Source organism: Novosphingobium oxfordense (assembly GCF_044029435.1).
Lineage (GTDB): Bacteria > Pseudomonadota > Alphaproteobacteria > Sphingomonadales > Sphingomonadaceae > Novosphingobium.
On record NZ_CP147005.1, the window covers coordinates 1668730 to 1682437 of the forward strand.

A 13708-nucleotide genomic window follows, 5' to 3' on the forward strand; every position below is an offset into this window, starting at 1 on the left:
CCCCCGATCTGTGATCGAGAGACTATCCTTGCCGCAATCGCTTCACAAGTCAGGCGCCCTGCAGCGCGGCGGCGACCTGATGGCAGATGCGGGCCATGCGTTCAGCCCATAGTGCCTGCCCGTCGGCATCGGCGATCTGGTCCTGCCGGATCTCGATGCCGAGGTAGGGGCGGCCGTGCGCTTCGGCATGGCGGTTCATCGTCGCGTTCAGGACCTTGCCCGAATAGGGAAGCTGGTCGCCGACGACGAGGCCCTCCGCCTCCAGCAGCGGAATGGCGATGCGCGCGGCGCGGTCGTCCTCGTTGTAAAGCACGCCGACATGCCAGGGGCGCGGCTTGTCGCAGGTCGCCAGTGCAGGCGTAAAGCTGTGCAGCGACAGGATCAGCGCCGGTTCGGCCGCGACGAGATGGGCTTCCAGATCGTCGTGATAGGCGTGGAAGTACTGCGCCAGACGGGCGGTGCGCCCTTCGGCGCAGAGCACGTTGCCGGGGATTTCGTGACCGTCCGACACTTCGGGCAGGAGTCCGGGCGCGTCGAGATCGCGGTTGAAATCGCAGACGAGGCGGCTGACGTTGGCGAGCCATGCGGCGATATCGCCGTTCGCGCTGTCCGCGGCCATCCGCTCGGCCACGCCGGCAACGCCGATGTCGATGGCGATATGGCGGTTCAGCAGTTCGGCGGCGATGCCCAGGTCCACGCCTTCGGGCACGCGGTTGGAGGCGTGGTCGGCAACGATCAGGATGCCACCGGCGCGCGGAGTGCCCAGCAGGCGATATGCTTCGGTAATCAACGCAGGTTCCCGGACAATTGCCACCAATCGGGGCGGGTTGCAGCGATCCTTGCCGCTGCCTGGCTTAAGGCTTCCTGACTCTCGTAGAGCGCAAAGCAGGTCGCGCCGGAGCCGGACATGCGGGCGAGGAACGGCGCTGTGTCGTGCAGCGCGGTCAGAACATCGGCCACCGTCGGGCAGATTTCGATGGCCGGTGCTTCCAGATCGTTGCGGCCGTTCAGGGCGATTTCGCGCAAGGAGCCGGTCGGCATCGGCCCTCGGTCGATCTGGTCCCATGCCTTGAACACCGGCCCGGTCGGCACCGGCAAGCGCGGGTTGACCAGCAGTATCGGGCAGCCGGCAAGATCGTTTGCGGCCACTTCGGCCAGATCGGTGCCGGTGCCGGTGCCGATGCAGGGGCGTGAGAGCACGCAGGCCGGAACGTCCGCGCCCAGCTTCGCCGCGCGGGCGTGCCAGTCTTCGGGCAGGCCATGCATACGCTCGACCATGCGGAACACGGCACCTGCGTCGGCCGAGCCTCCGCCCAACCCCGCCGCCACCGGCAGGCGCTTTTCGAGATCGACCGACCAGCCCGCTCTCGCTCCTTGGCCATGCGGCAACGCCGTCAGCGCCTTGGCGACGATGTTGCCGAACGGGTCGTCGATCTTCGCGGCGAACTCACCGTGGGTGGTCAGGCGGTCGGCTTCGGCGGGCGTGGCCGTCAGTTCGTCTCCCGCGTCAACGAAGGCGAACAGCGTTTCCAGCTCATGATAGCCATCCTCGCGACGCCGGCGGACGTGGAGCGCGAGGTTGATCTTGGCGTAGGCGGTTTCCGAAATCATCGCACCGTCCATGCGATGCCAGCGCCGCCGGCGCAAGTGTCCTCCCCGGCACGGGGAGGGGGACCATGCAAAGCATGGTGGAGGGGATTCTCGCCACGGCGCGGACGTCGGTGTTTGCGGAGAATCCCCTCCGTTAGTCCTTCGGACTGCCACCTCCCCGTACCGGGGAGGACTGGCACATCACATATTCGGGTAGTTCGGTCCGCCGCCGCCTTCTGGGGTGACCCATTCGATGTTCTGCGTCGGATCCTTGATATCGCAGGTCTTGCAGTGGACGCAGTTCTGCGCGTTGATCTGCAGCTTCGCACCCGAACCATCCGGATCGACGAATTCGTAGACGCCCGCCGGGCAGTACCGCGCCTCGGGCCCGGCATAGACCGGCAGGTTGATCGCGGTGGGAACCGTGGGGTCCTTGAGCCGCAGGTGGCACGGCTGATCTTCCTCGTGGTTGGTGAACGAGTAGGACACGCTGGTCAGGCGGTCGAAGCTGATCACCCCGTCCGGCTTGGGATAGGCGATCGGCTGGTAGAGATCGGCGCGCTGCGTGCACGAGGCATCGGTGTGATGCTTCATCGGCTTGGCAAGGCCGAAGCCGAACAGCGTGCGCAGCCACATGTCCGCGCCGGCCAGGATCGTGCCCAGCTCGCCGCCCCACTTCGCCACCATCGGCTCCGCATTCTGGACGAGCTTCAGTTCCTTGGCGATCCAGCTTTCGCGCACGGCCGTATCGTATTCGGTCAGCGCGTCCTGCTCGCGGCCGGCCTTGATCGCGGCGGCAATCGCCTCGGCCGCCAGCATGCCGCTCTTCATCGCGGTATGCGTGCCCTTGATGCGCGGCACGTTGACGAAGCCGGCGGAGCAACCCGCCAGCACGCCGCCCGGGAAGGCCAGCTGCGGCACCGACTGCCAGCCACCCTCGTTGATCGCGCGCGCACCGTAGGCGACGCGCTTGCCGCCTTCCAGGATCGCGCGGATTTCCGGGTGCTGCTTCCAGCGCTGGAATTCCTCGAACGGATAGACGTAGGGATTCTGGTAATCGAGCGCGGTCACGAAGCCGAGCGCGACCTGGTTGTTCGCCTGATGATACAGGAAGCCGCCGCCCCAGGCGTTGTTCTCGCTGAGCGGCCAGCCCTGCGTGTGGATCACGCGGCCGGGAACGTGCTTGGCGGGATCGATGTCCCACAGTTCCTTGATGCCCAGGCCGTAGATCTGCGGCTGGCAATCGGCTTCCAGATTGTACTTCGCCTTCAGGCGCTTGGTCAGGTGACCGCGCGCGCCTTCGCAGAACACGGTGTACTTACCGAGCAGGTTCATGCCCGGCTGGAAGTCGCCCTTGGGATTGCCTTCGCGGTCGACGCCCATGTCGCCGGTCTGCACGCCGATCACGGCACCGGCATCGTCATAGAGAATCTCGGCCGCCGGGAAGCCCGGGAAGATCTCGATCTCCAGCGCCTCGGCCTGTTCGGCCAGCCAGCGGCAGAGGTTGCCGAGCGATCCGGTGTAGTTGCCGTCGTTCGACATGAAAGGCGGCTGGATGAAGTGCGGCAGCGCGAACTTCTTCTTCTTCGTCAGGTGCCAGTGCAGGTTGTCCGTCACCGGGGTTTCCGCCAGCGGGCAGCCATCCTCGCGCCAGGTCGGCAGCAGTTCGTCGAGCGCCTTGGGATCGATCGTCGCGCCCGAAAGAATGTGCGCGCCCACTTCCGAGCCCTTCTCCAGCACACAGACTGTCAGTTCGGGATCGACCTGCTTGAGCCGGATCGCCGTGGACAGACCCGCAGGGCCACCGCCGACGATCACAACGTCGTAAGGCATCTCTTCACGTTCAATCATGGCAGTCCCGACTCCTGGCCCCGTCAACGACCCTATTGGGCCTTCTTTGCCCCAAAAAATGCGATTCACACACTTAAGCGCGCGATTAATTCGTGTTGTGCCTTGATTGGTGGAATGCGACAGGTCAAGACCCACGCGATGGATCAGGCCCTAAATCGGCAATTTCTGGACGATATCACTGCCGCGCTCGACTGGTGGCGCGATGCGGGTGTCGATTGCGACTTCCTGGACGAGCCGCGCGAGTGGATCGTGCCGGAGGATGAGCAGGACGAGAACGGCGAGCGCCTGCCGCCGCGCCGCGTGCCGGTGGTGGTCGAAGCGCCGGTGGTGCCGACGCGCATCGATCCCGGCCTGCTGCCCGCCGACCTCGACACCTTCCACGCATGGTGGATGACCGAGACTTTGCTCTGCGACGGCGGGCCGAACGGACGCCTCTCGCCCGAAGGCAAGGCGGGCGCGAAGCTGATGGTGGTGGTGGAAACGCCCGAGGCCGGCGACCGCGACCGCCTGCTCAGCGGACCGCAAGGCAAACTGCTCGACGCGATGCTTAAGGCCTTCGGCACCATGCGTGCGGATATCTACCTTGCCAGCGCCCTGCCCCGCCCCGATCCGGTGCCCGATTGGCGCTCCGCGGCGACGCGCGGCGTGGGCGATGCGCTCGCCCGGCACGTGAAATTGGTGGCTCCGGAGCGGCTGATTGTGCTCGGCGGCAACGTTTTACCGCTGATCGGCCACGAATCACCGCAACGCACTGCCGTTTTAAGACAATTTGATCATGAAGGAGTGAGGATACCTCTGTTGGCCGGATGGGGGCTTGCCGCGCTGCTGCAAAATCCGCGCGCGAAGGCAGGCATCTGGAGGGCTTGGCTGGACTGGACGAAACCCTGAAGGGAACATCCGGACGGCCACCAGGAAGCGGGGTTAGGTCGCAGGATGCGGGGAATTTTAACGTGAAAAACTTTGCCATGGCAGCGCGCGCCGCGGGGGTGGCTGCATTGGCTGTCGCCACGCTGGCCGCACCGCCGGCATTCGCCAACAGCGCGGCGGTGGAATATTTCCGCACCCGCGCCGACAGCACGGCGGTCCCCTCGCTGCTTAGCCAGGACGATCGTTCGTACTACAAGCAGGCCTTCGCCGCCATCGACGCGAAAGATTGGGCCACCGTCCAAAAGATGCTGACGGATCGGCCCGACGGACCGCTGCACCAGCAGCTTCGCGCCGAATACTACCTTGCCTCCGGCTCCCCCAAGATCGAGCTGAACGACCTGCAGACCTGGCTCTCGCAGGGCACGGAGCTTCCCGGTGCGGATCAGATCAGCCGCCTGGCACTGAAGCGCGGCGCGCTCTCGGTTCCTTCGGTACCCAGCGAACAGGCTTTCGCCCGCCTGCCGACGATGGCGAAGCGCGTGCGCCCGGCCTCTATCGACGATGGCTCGATGCCGGCCGCGATCGCCTCCGGCATCAACGATCGTATCAAGAACGACGATCCGATGGGCGCGCGCGTGCTGCTGGACGGCATCGATTCCAGCCTCAGCGCCTCCTCCCAGGCCGAATGGCGCCAGAAGGTCGCTTGGGCGTTCTATATCGAGAACCAGGATGCCTCGGCCTACCAGATGGCCCAGCTCGGCGCGATGGGCGGTGGCCCGTGGGTCGGCGAATCGTGGTGGACCGCCGGGCTTGCCGCATGGCGCCTGGGTGACTGCGACGGCGCTGCCGACGCTTTCGACAAGACCGCCAGGAATTCCGAGAATGCGGAGCTGACCAGCGCCGCGCATTACTGGCGCAGCCGCGCACTGGTCCGCTGCCGCAAGCCGGAAGCCGCTGCCACCGAACTACGCCTTGCCGCCGCGCGCGATGAGACGCTTTACGGTATGCTCGCCGCCGAACAGCTGGGCATGAAACTGCCCGAACAGCACTCGGCCGCCGACTTCACGCCGACCGACTGGCAGGCGCTGCGCGACACGCCGAACATTCGCGCCGCCGTGGAGCTTTCCGAAATCGGCGAGGACGGCCTGGCCGACGAAGTGCTGCGCCATCAGGCGCGCATCGGCAGTGCCTCGCAATATGCCTCGATCAGCCGCCTTGCCCGCGATCTGGGCCTGCCTTCGACGCAGCTTTGGATGGCCTACAACGCGCCTGCCGGTGGACGCCCGGAACCGGCAAGCCGCTTCCCCACGCCCAAGTGGACCCCGGCCGGTGGCTGGAAGGTCGATCCGGCGCTGGTCTATGCCCACACGCTGCAGGAATCGATCTTTCAAACCAGCGTGGTCAGCCCTGCCGGTGCGCGCGGCCTGATGCAGATCATGCCGGCAGCGGCGCGCGACCACGCCTCTCTGCTGGGCGTTTCCGGCACCGCCACGGACCTCAACAAGCCCGAAGTGAACCTGGCGTTCGGCCAGCAGCACTTGCAGACGCTGCGCGATTCGTCGGGCACGCAGGGGCTGCTGCTGAAGGTGATGGCCGCCTACAATGCCGGCCTGGTGCCGATCTCGCGCTGGAACACCGAAGTGAACTGCGGCGGCGACCCGCTGCTGTGGATGGAATCGCTGCCCTACTGGGAAACGCGCGGTTACGTGAACATAGTGCTGCGCAACTACTGGATGTACGAGCGTCAGGCCGGCGGCCCTTCGGAAAGCCGCATGGCGCTTGCACAGGACATGTGGCCGACCTTCCCGGGCCTCAGCGGTTCGCAGGGCGTTCGCATGGCAGCGAATGGAGCAATAGTGCGTGGCCATTGATCGTGAGCGTCAATTCAAGCCCATCAACATTGCCCTGCTGACAGTTTCCGACACCCGCACTGCGGAGAACGACACCTCCGGAGACATTCTGGAGGGTCGCATCCGCAAGGCCGGCCACAACCTTGTCGTCCGCGCGATCGAGAAGGACGATGCCGGCCGCCTCGCCAGCCGCTTCAACAACTGGATCGACGACCGCGAGATCGACGCGATCGTCGTCACCGGCGGCACCGGCCTCACCGGGCGCGACGTCACCCCCGAAGCGATCGACCGGGTGAAGGACAAGGATATTCCGGGGTTTGGCGAACTGTTCCGGTGGATCTCTTACAAGACGATCGGCACCTCAACCGTCCAGTCCCGCGCCTGCGCGGCAGTGGCGCGGGGGACGTATATCTTCGCCCTGCCCGGCTCCAACGGCGCGGTGCAGGACGGCTGGGACGGCATCCTTGCCGAACAGCTCGACAGCCGAAACCGGCCCTGCAATTTCGTGGAACTGATGCCGAGACTCAAGGAAGTCTGAGAGCAGTTATCAGTTCGCGTCAGGCGCGGCGTTGCCGATAAAGCCTATTTTGAGGCCTAGCGCGTCAAGGCTCTGATCCTGAGCCATCAGACTCCCAAACAGACATTGCAAATTGTCAAATCGCTTCGATTTGATCGACCACTTCTTGCCATTGCCCAGCGCGTGCGGATCCATCGTCCAGGTATTCTGTGCGGTTTCGACGAAAACAGAACCTGCCTTCCAGCCGCAATGAACCTCAACCGCGGCAAAGAAATCCGATGGCGCGGAGAACTGCTCAAGCAGTGGCAGCCCCTCCAATTTTCCTTTTTCGGCCAGATCCTTGCGAGCGGATTCAACCATTTCCAGGCGCATCACGTCCCCGAGGTACGTTTGATAGGCCCGTTCCACCGCGTCGTCCTCGAAGAGAACAATGTCTTCAGCCGCAGCGGCGCGTATGCACGCGAATTGGCTCTGATTTGTTTGAGCCGTCACTTTGATGCGCACCACATCCGACCGAAAATCGTCGTCATACGCGATAGCGAAACCAGCACGTGCCAGCCCACAATCTACCAGAGCCGTGGCGATCTGCTCTTGGGCTGGAGGCGGTGGTGGCGGCAAATCAGGCATTTCCGCCCCTCAAGCGAACAACGGCAGGCGCGCGGCATCCTCACCCGACAGCGCGATACCCATGAGATCACGCAGCGTTTGCGCGTAGTCGGCCGCGTCGCTGATTTCGCGCGTTTCGCTGACGCCGTTGCGGTAGATCGAAAGCTGACGGTCGGTCATGGCCGCAAAGCCATCTTCCAGCACCACGCTGGCGATGCAGAGCGTGGTGAAGCGCGTATCGGGCCGTGTCGAGGTCCAGTGGTTGCCCATCTCCAGATCGTCCTGCACCACTTCGCCAAGATCGAAGACATATTGCGGCTGCCATTCGCCATGCGGGGCGCTGCGGCCATCGGTCGCATTCGCCGGGCCAGCGCGTTCGAGACGCCATTCGCCGCCCAATGCGCCGCGCTCGCCGCTGCGCAGCAGGCGATGCCACGCGCCGTCAGGGGTCTGCGCCTGCGCGCCGTCCTCCAGCGGTAACGGCGGCACGAAACTGCCGCCGAAACCGGCGTCGGCAATCCATGCGGCGCCGTCCATGTTGACGAGCAGCAGCGTATGCGTGCGCGGAGGAATGGCATGTTCGGGCAGGCCCAGCAGCACGCGCGCCAGCAACGGCCGGTTGACGAGCCCAAGTGCGGTGAGCGCATCGGAAAACAGCCGGTTCTGTTCGAAGCAATAGCCCCCTCGCCCACGCGCGACGAGTTTCTCGAACACGCTGGCGCTGTCGATGCGAATGCCTTCGCCCAGCGGAATGGCCAGATTTTCAAAGCCGATCGCGCGGCGATGCGCACTTTGCAGCGCGGCAAGGCCCTGTGGGTCGTTGGCGGGCGCGGCGGTCAGGCCGATGCGGGCGAGGTAGCGCGTGAGGTCCATTCCCGCTCTAGAGCACTCCCGCAGGGCACCGGGCAAGCCTGTTGATAACTTCGTCTATAAGCTGTTGTCATTGAGTTGATAGACTGTCGAAATTTGGTGGGAAATCCGGGAAAACTTCCACCTTCCCTGTGGATATTCCGGGGGTTTTTGGTGGATTGGTTGTGGGGATGCTGTGCGCAACCTGTGGAACGGATACCCGGCACGGCAGCGCGACAATTGCAAAAGAAAGCGGGATCCCCGCCTTGGCGGGGATGACGAGCCTTGGAGCTTCTCGGTCGTTTCCGGCAATCTCGATATCGAGAATATCAGCAGGTTCGGGCCCAACTCCCGCCTCGAAGCCCCCACTGCCGGGAAGTACCGGTAATGAGCAGCGAGCGACGTCGGCGGCCGCACAATAGCACCCCGATTTTCGCAGCCTTTGTACTACCTTCGTCATTGCGAGCGTAGCGAAGCAATCCAAAGGCGATTTTAAGCCGCTCTTCGCTACACTCGAAATGACGACGAGAGCCGCCCGGCTTCAGATCGACGAGCTTTCAAACGCTCGCAAGATCGAGGATCATCGGCACCAGCTTCGGCCATGAGCGGAACAGCGTATGCCCACTCCCGCCCGAATGGGTCTCGATGGAGCGGTCGTTCCATTCATCGTTACCCCAGGGCGGATCGATGAAGCGCGAATGCGGGATCAGGCGATGCACCCATTCCGAAGTCGCACGCGTATGCGAAAGGTCGCTGGTGCCGGAGCGGAACACCAATGTCGGCATCGTCAGCCGTGCAAAATCGCGCTGCGCCATGCCAGGAACCGGGCTGACCGGCGAAGGTACGTAGGCAGCAGCCCATTTCTGCATCACGGCGATGAAGCGGTCCGGATCCTGCGCCAGGATATACTCGCGCGCCTGCGGGCTCTTGGCAAAATTCTCGGCCCAACTTGTTGCCTGCATCACCGCTTCCATACCACCACGGCTGGCGAGCGTGCCCGCTTCGCCGCAATAATAGGTGGCAAGCTGCATGAGGCCGATCGGATCGCCCGAAATCCACCAGAGCGCGAGGTGCGAGCAGATCTCCGGATCGCGTGCCGCCGCCAGCATGGAAACGCGGCTGCCGCCCGACCCGCCGGCGATCACCGTGGGGCCAAGGTCCAATTTGCGGATCAGGCCGGCCAGCGCCTCCGCCTGCATTTCGGATTCGCTCTCGCCCAGCAGGCAGGCATCGGATGCGCCGCAATTGGGCCGATCGTAGATCAACACGCGGCGGCCCGCTTGCACGAAGCCTTCCGCCATTTCGCGCAGCCCCGGCACGTCCATCGTGAAGCGTCCGCCCGGCGTCAGCGCGACCGCCGGGTCGCCCTCCTTGCCGAGAAGTTCATAGGCAATGCCGATTCCACCCACGTCGATCCGAGGCATCCGCGTTCTCCCCAATGCACCCATGGCTGGGCGTCGTGGCGGCGATGCTCGGCCGCAAGTGGTTCACGCGCAAGGCATCCACGGCGATACCGCCCCCGCGTTGCGCGCGCCCCTCCCCTGTCGGCAACGGAGTGGGCAAATCGTGGACAGCCTGTGGATATCCTGTGTGCAGGCCGTGCAGAACCTGTGGCAAGACGGGGGAAATCCTGCCACCCCGAAGGCTCCGCCTATGATGTCCGGCTCAGGTTATGACGTCAGGAAGAGTGCGGCCGGTGTGGCGCGCGATGCCGGCGATGGGGTCGACGGCGGCGATCTGCAATTGCAGCATCGCCTCGGTATCCGCCAGGATGTGCCCTGAAGGCGGCTCGTAGCGTTCGAGATAGACGCGCAGGGTGGCTCCCTGCGTCCCCGTTCCCGAAAGCCGGAAGACGACACGGCTGCCATCTTCGAACAACACGCGGACGCCCTGGTTCTCGCTCACCGAATGGTCGACCGGATCGGTATAGGCAAAGCTGTCGGCATGGGCGACGGTAAGCGGGCCGAATGCCTTGCCCGCAAGCGTCGGCAACGATGCCTTCAACTCGGCCATCAATGCCTCTGCGGCCGGCTTGTCGATCGCTTCGTAGTCATGCCGGGCATAGTAATTGCGGCCGAAACGCGCCCAGTGAGCTTTGGCTAGATCGTCCACGCTGATCCCGCGCACGGCCAGAATGTTAAGCCAGAGCAGCACTGCCCAGAGCCCGTCCTTCTCCCGCACATGGTCCGATCCGGTGCCCGCACTTTCCTCCCCGCAGATGGTAACCTGACCGGCATCGAGCAGGTTGCCGAAGAACTTCCAGCCGGTGGGAGTTTCATAGCAGGGAATGCCGAAAGCCTCCGCCACGCGGTCGGCAGCGCCGCTGGTGGGCATCGAGCGCGCGATTCCGGCCAACCGGCCGCGATAGGCCGGCGCGATCTCGATATTGGCGGCCAGCATCGCCAGCGAATCCGACGGCGTGACATAACGCCCCCGGCCGATGATCAGGTTGCGGTCCCCGTCCCCATCCGACGCAGCGCCAAGGTCCGGCGCGTCGGCACCCATCATCACGTCATAGAGATCGCGCGCGTGGATCAGGTTGGGATCGGGGTGATGGCCGCCGAAATCCTCCAGCGGTGTGCCGTTGACCACCGTGCCCGGCGCAAAGCCAAGGCGCTTTTCCAGGATTTCGTGCGCGTAAGGGCCGGTCACCGCACTCATCGCATCGAAGCGCATCGAAAAGCCGGAAGCGACGATCCGGCGGATCTCGTCGAAATCGAACAGCGTTTCCATCAGGTCCGCATAGTCGGCAACCGGATCGATCACCTGGACCACCATGTCCCCCACGGCCGCTTCGCCGATCTGGTCGAGATCGATGTCTTCCGCCTCCACCGTCTGCCACCGGTCGATCATGGTGGTGCGATCATGGATCGCGCCGGTCACGCTTTCGGGCGCGGGACCGCCGTTGGCAATGTTGTACTTGATGCCGAAATCCTCATCCGGCCCACCCGGATTGTGGCTGGCCGACAGGATCAGCCCGCCGCTGGCGCCATACTTGCGGATCACGTGGCTGGCCGCCGGGGTCGAGAGAATGCCGCCCTGCCCTACGATGACGCGGGCGTATCCGGCGGCAGCGGCCATGCGGATCGCCAGCTGGATCACCTCCCGATTGTAGTAACGCCCGTCGCCGCCGATCACCAGCATGGCCCCGGGCGCCGGCTTCACCACATCGAAGACCGACTGGATGAAGTTCGCCGCGTAATTGGGCTGCTGGAATACCCGCACCTTCTTGCGCAGGCCTGAAGTGCCGGGCGCCTGCCCTTCGAAAGGACTGGTGGGAACGATGACGATCGGGGTCAAGCGCGTGTCTCCATGCAGGAAGCCCGGGGGTAGGAGAGGGATAAACGGTGAAGGGGCAAAAGGTTCAGGTAGCTGGAAATTCCGCCTGCCCCCACGCCCGTTTTGTAATGGCAGATGCAGTCTGGTTGCACCGCATCCAAAGTCAAATGCGCGAACGGGCCATATCGGCGGAAATGTGCTCCCTTTAGGACCAATTACGCCATTTTCACCATTATATCAGTCCCCTGTCGCGCATACTGACGGTCCTGTTCCCGCCGACGACGATGTGATCGTCGAGCATGAATTCCAGCGCGCCGGTCACATCGCTGAAGTGCCGCGTCGCGCGGATGTCCGCGGCGCTCGGCTCGGGATTTCCGGATGGGTGGTTGTGCGCAATCACCAGCCTTCGTGCATCGAGATCGAATGCGCGCCGCACCGTGCGCCGCAGCGGCAACGTCACTTCGCTGCTATGTGCGCCGGCGTAGAAATCTTCCGCGATGAACAGGCCCTCTGCGGTGAGGAACAGGACCACCACGCTTTCTTCCCGCAGCGTGCCGAGGCGGCGCAAGAGGTAACTGCGAAGGCGGGGATTGCCGGGCTCGGTCGGTTCCCCGAACAGCGATTCCCGGGCGGCAAGCGTGGCGATGGACCGCGCGACGGTGATCGCCGCCGCCAGCGTTTCGCAGTTCACACCCTCGCCGCCGATAGCCTCTGCCAGCGCGCTGGACGATGCGCTGTGGATGCCCCGCAGCGAGCCGAACGTGCGGATCAGGCGGAGGGCGACATCTTGCGCATGCTCTGCCGAGTAGGGCGCGAGGACACGCGCCAGGAGCGATAGCTGCCCGGCTTCTTCTGCCGCCGCATGTGAGCGACAAGGCCCAAACCCATCGCCGTCGTCTGGACGTACGATGGCATGATGCTCATCGCCAGATAGCCCGGCCCTTCCAGATTCCTGACCAGCAAAGGATAGATATGGCTCGAAAAGGCTATCAATTGGGCTGCCCCTATCCACAGCGGATAGCTCCGATTGGCGCAGAGCGCGACGGTGATGAAAATGGCGAGGCCGATGGCGTCAATCGCAAAGTGACCAAGGTTCACTCCCATGAACAGCACGGCATCCCCCGCCGTCACCAAGTGGTAGATGCGATCGACCACCAGCATGCCGAGAAGCGTCGTCGTCAAAATACGTTCTGGCGCGGCGCCCTTTCGCAGGGCCTGTACGAAAAGCACGGTGAGCACCGCATGCAGCAGATAGGCGCGTGCAGCCAGGATCAGCATGGCCACCCCCCGGCGCCATGCTGTCCTGGCAGCGCGCCGGTTGCCCGGCTTGAAAGTGCGATCAGGCCGAGAGGGCCATGGTTTCCTCGCCCACCAGCGCGGCCGACGGGGGGCACGCCTCGGGCTCGTCGATGATCGCCTTCACTTCGCGCCCGGCATCGAGCAGCGCCTGGTGAACGCGAATCATGTCGTTCTGGCATTCGAGCAGCGAACGCTGCGACTTGGCGAGGCGCAGCAGCGCGGTCTGGCCGGTGAAATTGGCAACGCCTTCCACCTGGCGTGCGAGCAACATCGATTCCATCAGGCGCGCCGAGGCAAGAAGTGCGGAATCCAGCGAAACTTCGGCTTCGGGAAGCTGACGACCGATACGGGCGGTGGCAGCGGACATCGAGATCGACATAAAGACCCTCCTTCGACGACCCCGGCACGAACGGAGCGCCCAAGCATGTGCACCATCGAGGCTGGTTCACGAGAACCGGCTCAGCGCCGTGGCAAGATCCAGTCCGAACACCGCGACGAGCAAGAGACCGCCGGCGATGAGGACCATGGCTGCCATGCGGTTGATACCGGCATCGTGACCATCGAGCACCTCGGGGACAAGCCGATCGATCTCTTCGGATTGCCAGGGCGCCTCAATCCTGAAGGCCACCCCGTCCGAAAGCATCAGGCGATCGCCCCGCTCGTCCTGCCCCCATTCTTCGGCGGTGACAGGGTCCGGGGAAACCTGAGGATTCTTGTCTGGTAGAGGATTACAGGCTGCATCTACAGGCCGCTGGTAATAGCGGTAGGCGCGCGCCAGCTCGGCCCGCGGCGGCGCCCCGGTGCGATTGCGTACCCCTTCGATCCGCTGGTTCACCGCACTTTCGGAAATGCCCAGTTCCCAGGCGATTTCCTTGCTCGTGCGATTCTCGGCGATGAGCCCCAGCACCTGGTGCTGTTTCTCGGTCAACGAAGGCAGCACTTCCAAAATTCGCCGGAACTGCGCAGATTCCGGCTCGCGCGTCCAACAATCGATTTCCAT

At 64.3% G+C, this 13708-nt stretch carries 14 protein-coding genes; 3 read left to right on the plus strand and 11 right to left on the minus strand.

Annotated elements, in window-relative coordinates; genetic code table 11:
- Positions 1 to 49: 49 nt before the first annotated feature.
- From WBP07_RS07720 to WBP07_RS07730, 3 genes are all read right to left on the minus strand, one after another.
- Positions 50 to 790 carry an N-formylglutamate amidohydrolase gene (locus tag WBP07_RS07720; RefSeq protein ID WP_395395270.1) on the minus strand — a complete coding sequence of 247 codons (741 nt, stop codon included), beginning with the start codon at positions 788 to 790 and terminating at the stop codon, positions 50 to 52.
- On the minus strand, positions 787 to 1611 hold the full coding sequence (locus WBP07_RS07725; RefSeq protein WP_395395272.1) for a 4-(cytidine 5'-diphospho)-2-C-methyl-D-erythritol kinase: 825 nt from the start codon (positions 1609 to 1611) through the stop codon (positions 787 to 789). Before WBP07_RS07725 ends, WBP07_RS07720 begins: the two co-directional genes overlap by 4 nt.
- 180 nt (positions 1612 to 1791) lie before the next feature.
- Entirely contained in the window at positions 1792 to 3441 is a 1650-nt protein-coding gene (locus WBP07_RS07730) for an electron transfer flavoprotein-ubiquinone oxidoreductase (RefSeq protein WP_395395274.1), read from the minus strand.
- 138 nt (positions 3442 to 3579) lie between these two features.
- Here WBP07_RS07730 and WBP07_RS07735 point away from each other — a divergent pair, with 138 nt between their 5' ends.
- The 3 genes from WBP07_RS07735 (at position 3580) to moaB (ending at position 6696) form a co-directional block, all read left to right on the plus strand.
- The gene (locus WBP07_RS07735; RefSeq protein WP_395395276.1) at positions 3580 to 4329 is read left to right on the plus strand and encodes a uracil-DNA glycosylase family protein; all 750 of its coding nucleotides are present in this window, start codon (positions 3580 to 3582) and stop codon (positions 4327 to 4329) included.
- A gap of 77 nt (positions 4330 to 4406) precedes the next feature.
- Positions 4407 to 6179: a transglycosylase SLT domain-containing protein gene (locus WBP07_RS07740; protein WP_395395278.1), complete on the plus strand. Its 1773-nt coding sequence runs from the start codon at positions 4407 to 4409 to the stop codon at positions 6177 to 6179.
- Positions 6169 to 6696 carry a molybdenum cofactor biosynthesis protein B gene (gene moaB, locus WBP07_RS07745; RefSeq protein ID WP_395395280.1) on the plus strand — a complete coding sequence of 176 codons (528 nt, stop codon included), beginning with the start codon at positions 6169 to 6171 and terminating at the stop codon, positions 6694 to 6696. The genes WBP07_RS07740 and moaB overlap by 11 nt, the downstream gene beginning before the upstream one ends.
- 9 nt (positions 6697 to 6705) lie before the next feature.
- On the opposite strand, the gene WBP07_RS07750 is transcribed toward moaB, so the two are convergent.
- From WBP07_RS07750 to WBP07_RS07785, 8 genes are all read right to left on the minus strand, one after another.
- Complete coding sequence (locus WBP07_RS07750) at positions 6706 to 7302, minus strand: hypothetical protein (RefSeq protein WP_395395282.1); 597 nt, start codon at positions 7300 to 7302, stop codon at positions 6706 to 6708.
- A gap of 9 nt (positions 7303 to 7311) precedes the next feature.
- A complete protein-coding gene (locus WBP07_RS07755) occupies positions 7312 to 8154 on the minus strand; it encodes an arylamine N-acetyltransferase (protein ID WP_395395285.1) in 843 nt (280 codons plus the stop codon).
- A gap of 533 nt (positions 8155 to 8687) precedes the next feature.
- Positions 8688 to 9554 carry an alpha/beta fold hydrolase gene (locus WBP07_RS07760; protein WP_395395287.1) on the minus strand — a complete coding sequence of 289 codons (867 nt, stop codon included), beginning with the start codon at positions 9552 to 9554 and terminating at the stop codon, positions 8688 to 8690.
- 241 nt (positions 9555 to 9795) lie between these two features.
- A complete protein-coding gene (locus WBP07_RS07765) occupies positions 9796 to 11430 on the minus strand; it encodes an alpha-D-glucose phosphate-specific phosphoglucomutase (protein ID WP_395395289.1) in 1635 nt (544 codons plus the stop codon).
- A 211-nt stretch (positions 11431 to 11641) separates the two neighbouring features.
- Positions 11642 to 12100, minus strand: a complete 459-nt coding sequence (locus WBP07_RS07770; protein ID WP_395395291.1) for a JAB domain-containing protein — start codon at positions 12098 to 12100, stop codon at positions 11642 to 11644.
- Positions 12101 to 12177: 77 nt separating this feature from the next.
- A complete protein-coding gene (locus WBP07_RS07775) occupies positions 12178 to 12693 on the minus strand; it encodes a hypothetical protein (RefSeq protein WP_395395293.1) in 516 nt (171 codons plus the stop codon).
- A 55-nt stretch (positions 12694 to 12748) separates the two neighbouring features.
- Positions 12749 to 13087, minus strand: a complete 339-nt coding sequence (locus WBP07_RS07780) for a hypothetical protein (protein WP_395395295.1) — start codon at positions 13085 to 13087, stop codon at positions 12749 to 12751.
- A gap of 66 nt (positions 13088 to 13153) precedes the next feature.
- Positions 13154 to 13708, minus strand: a complete 555-nt coding sequence (locus tag WBP07_RS07785; RefSeq protein WP_395395297.1) for a helix-turn-helix transcriptional regulator — start codon at positions 13706 to 13708, stop codon at positions 13154 to 13156.

Excerpts from the sequence above, each read along its gene's own strand:
- WBP07_RS07725 (WP_395395272.1), bottom strand. The coding sequence starts at position 1,611 with ATGATTTCGGAAACCGCCTACGCCAAGATCAACCTCGCGCTCCACGTC.
- WBP07_RS07730 (WP_395395274.1), bottom strand. The coding sequence starts at position 3,441 with ATGATTGAACGTGAAGAGATGCCTTACGACGTTGTGATCGTCGGCGGT.
- WBP07_RS07735 (WP_395395276.1), top strand. The coding sequence starts at position 3,580 with ATGGATCAGGCCCTAAATCGGCAATTTCTGGACGATATCACTGCCGCG.
- WBP07_RS07740 (WP_395395278.1), top strand. The coding sequence starts at position 4,407 with ATGGCAGCGCGCGCCGCGGGGGTGGCTGCATTGGCTGTCGCCACGCTG.
- WBP07_RS07750 (WP_395395282.1), bottom strand. The coding sequence starts at position 7,302 with ATGCCTGATTTGCCGCCACCACCGCCTCCAGCCCAAGAGCAGATCGCC.
- WBP07_RS07755 (WP_395395285.1), bottom strand. The coding sequence starts at position 8,154 with ATGGACCTCACGCGCTACCTCGCCCGCATCGGCCTGACCGCCGCGCCC.
- WBP07_RS07760 (WP_395395287.1), bottom strand. The coding sequence starts at position 9,554 with ATGCCTCGGATCGACGTGGGTGGAATCGGCATTGCCTATGAACTTCTC.
- WBP07_RS07780 (WP_395395295.1), bottom strand. The coding sequence starts at position 13,087 with ATGTCGATCTCGATGTCCGCTGCCACCGCCCGTATCGGTCGTCAGCTT.
- WBP07_RS07785 (WP_395395297.1), bottom strand. The coding sequence starts at position 13,708 with ATGGAAATCGATTGTTGGACGCGCGAGCCGGAATCTGCGCAGTTCCGG.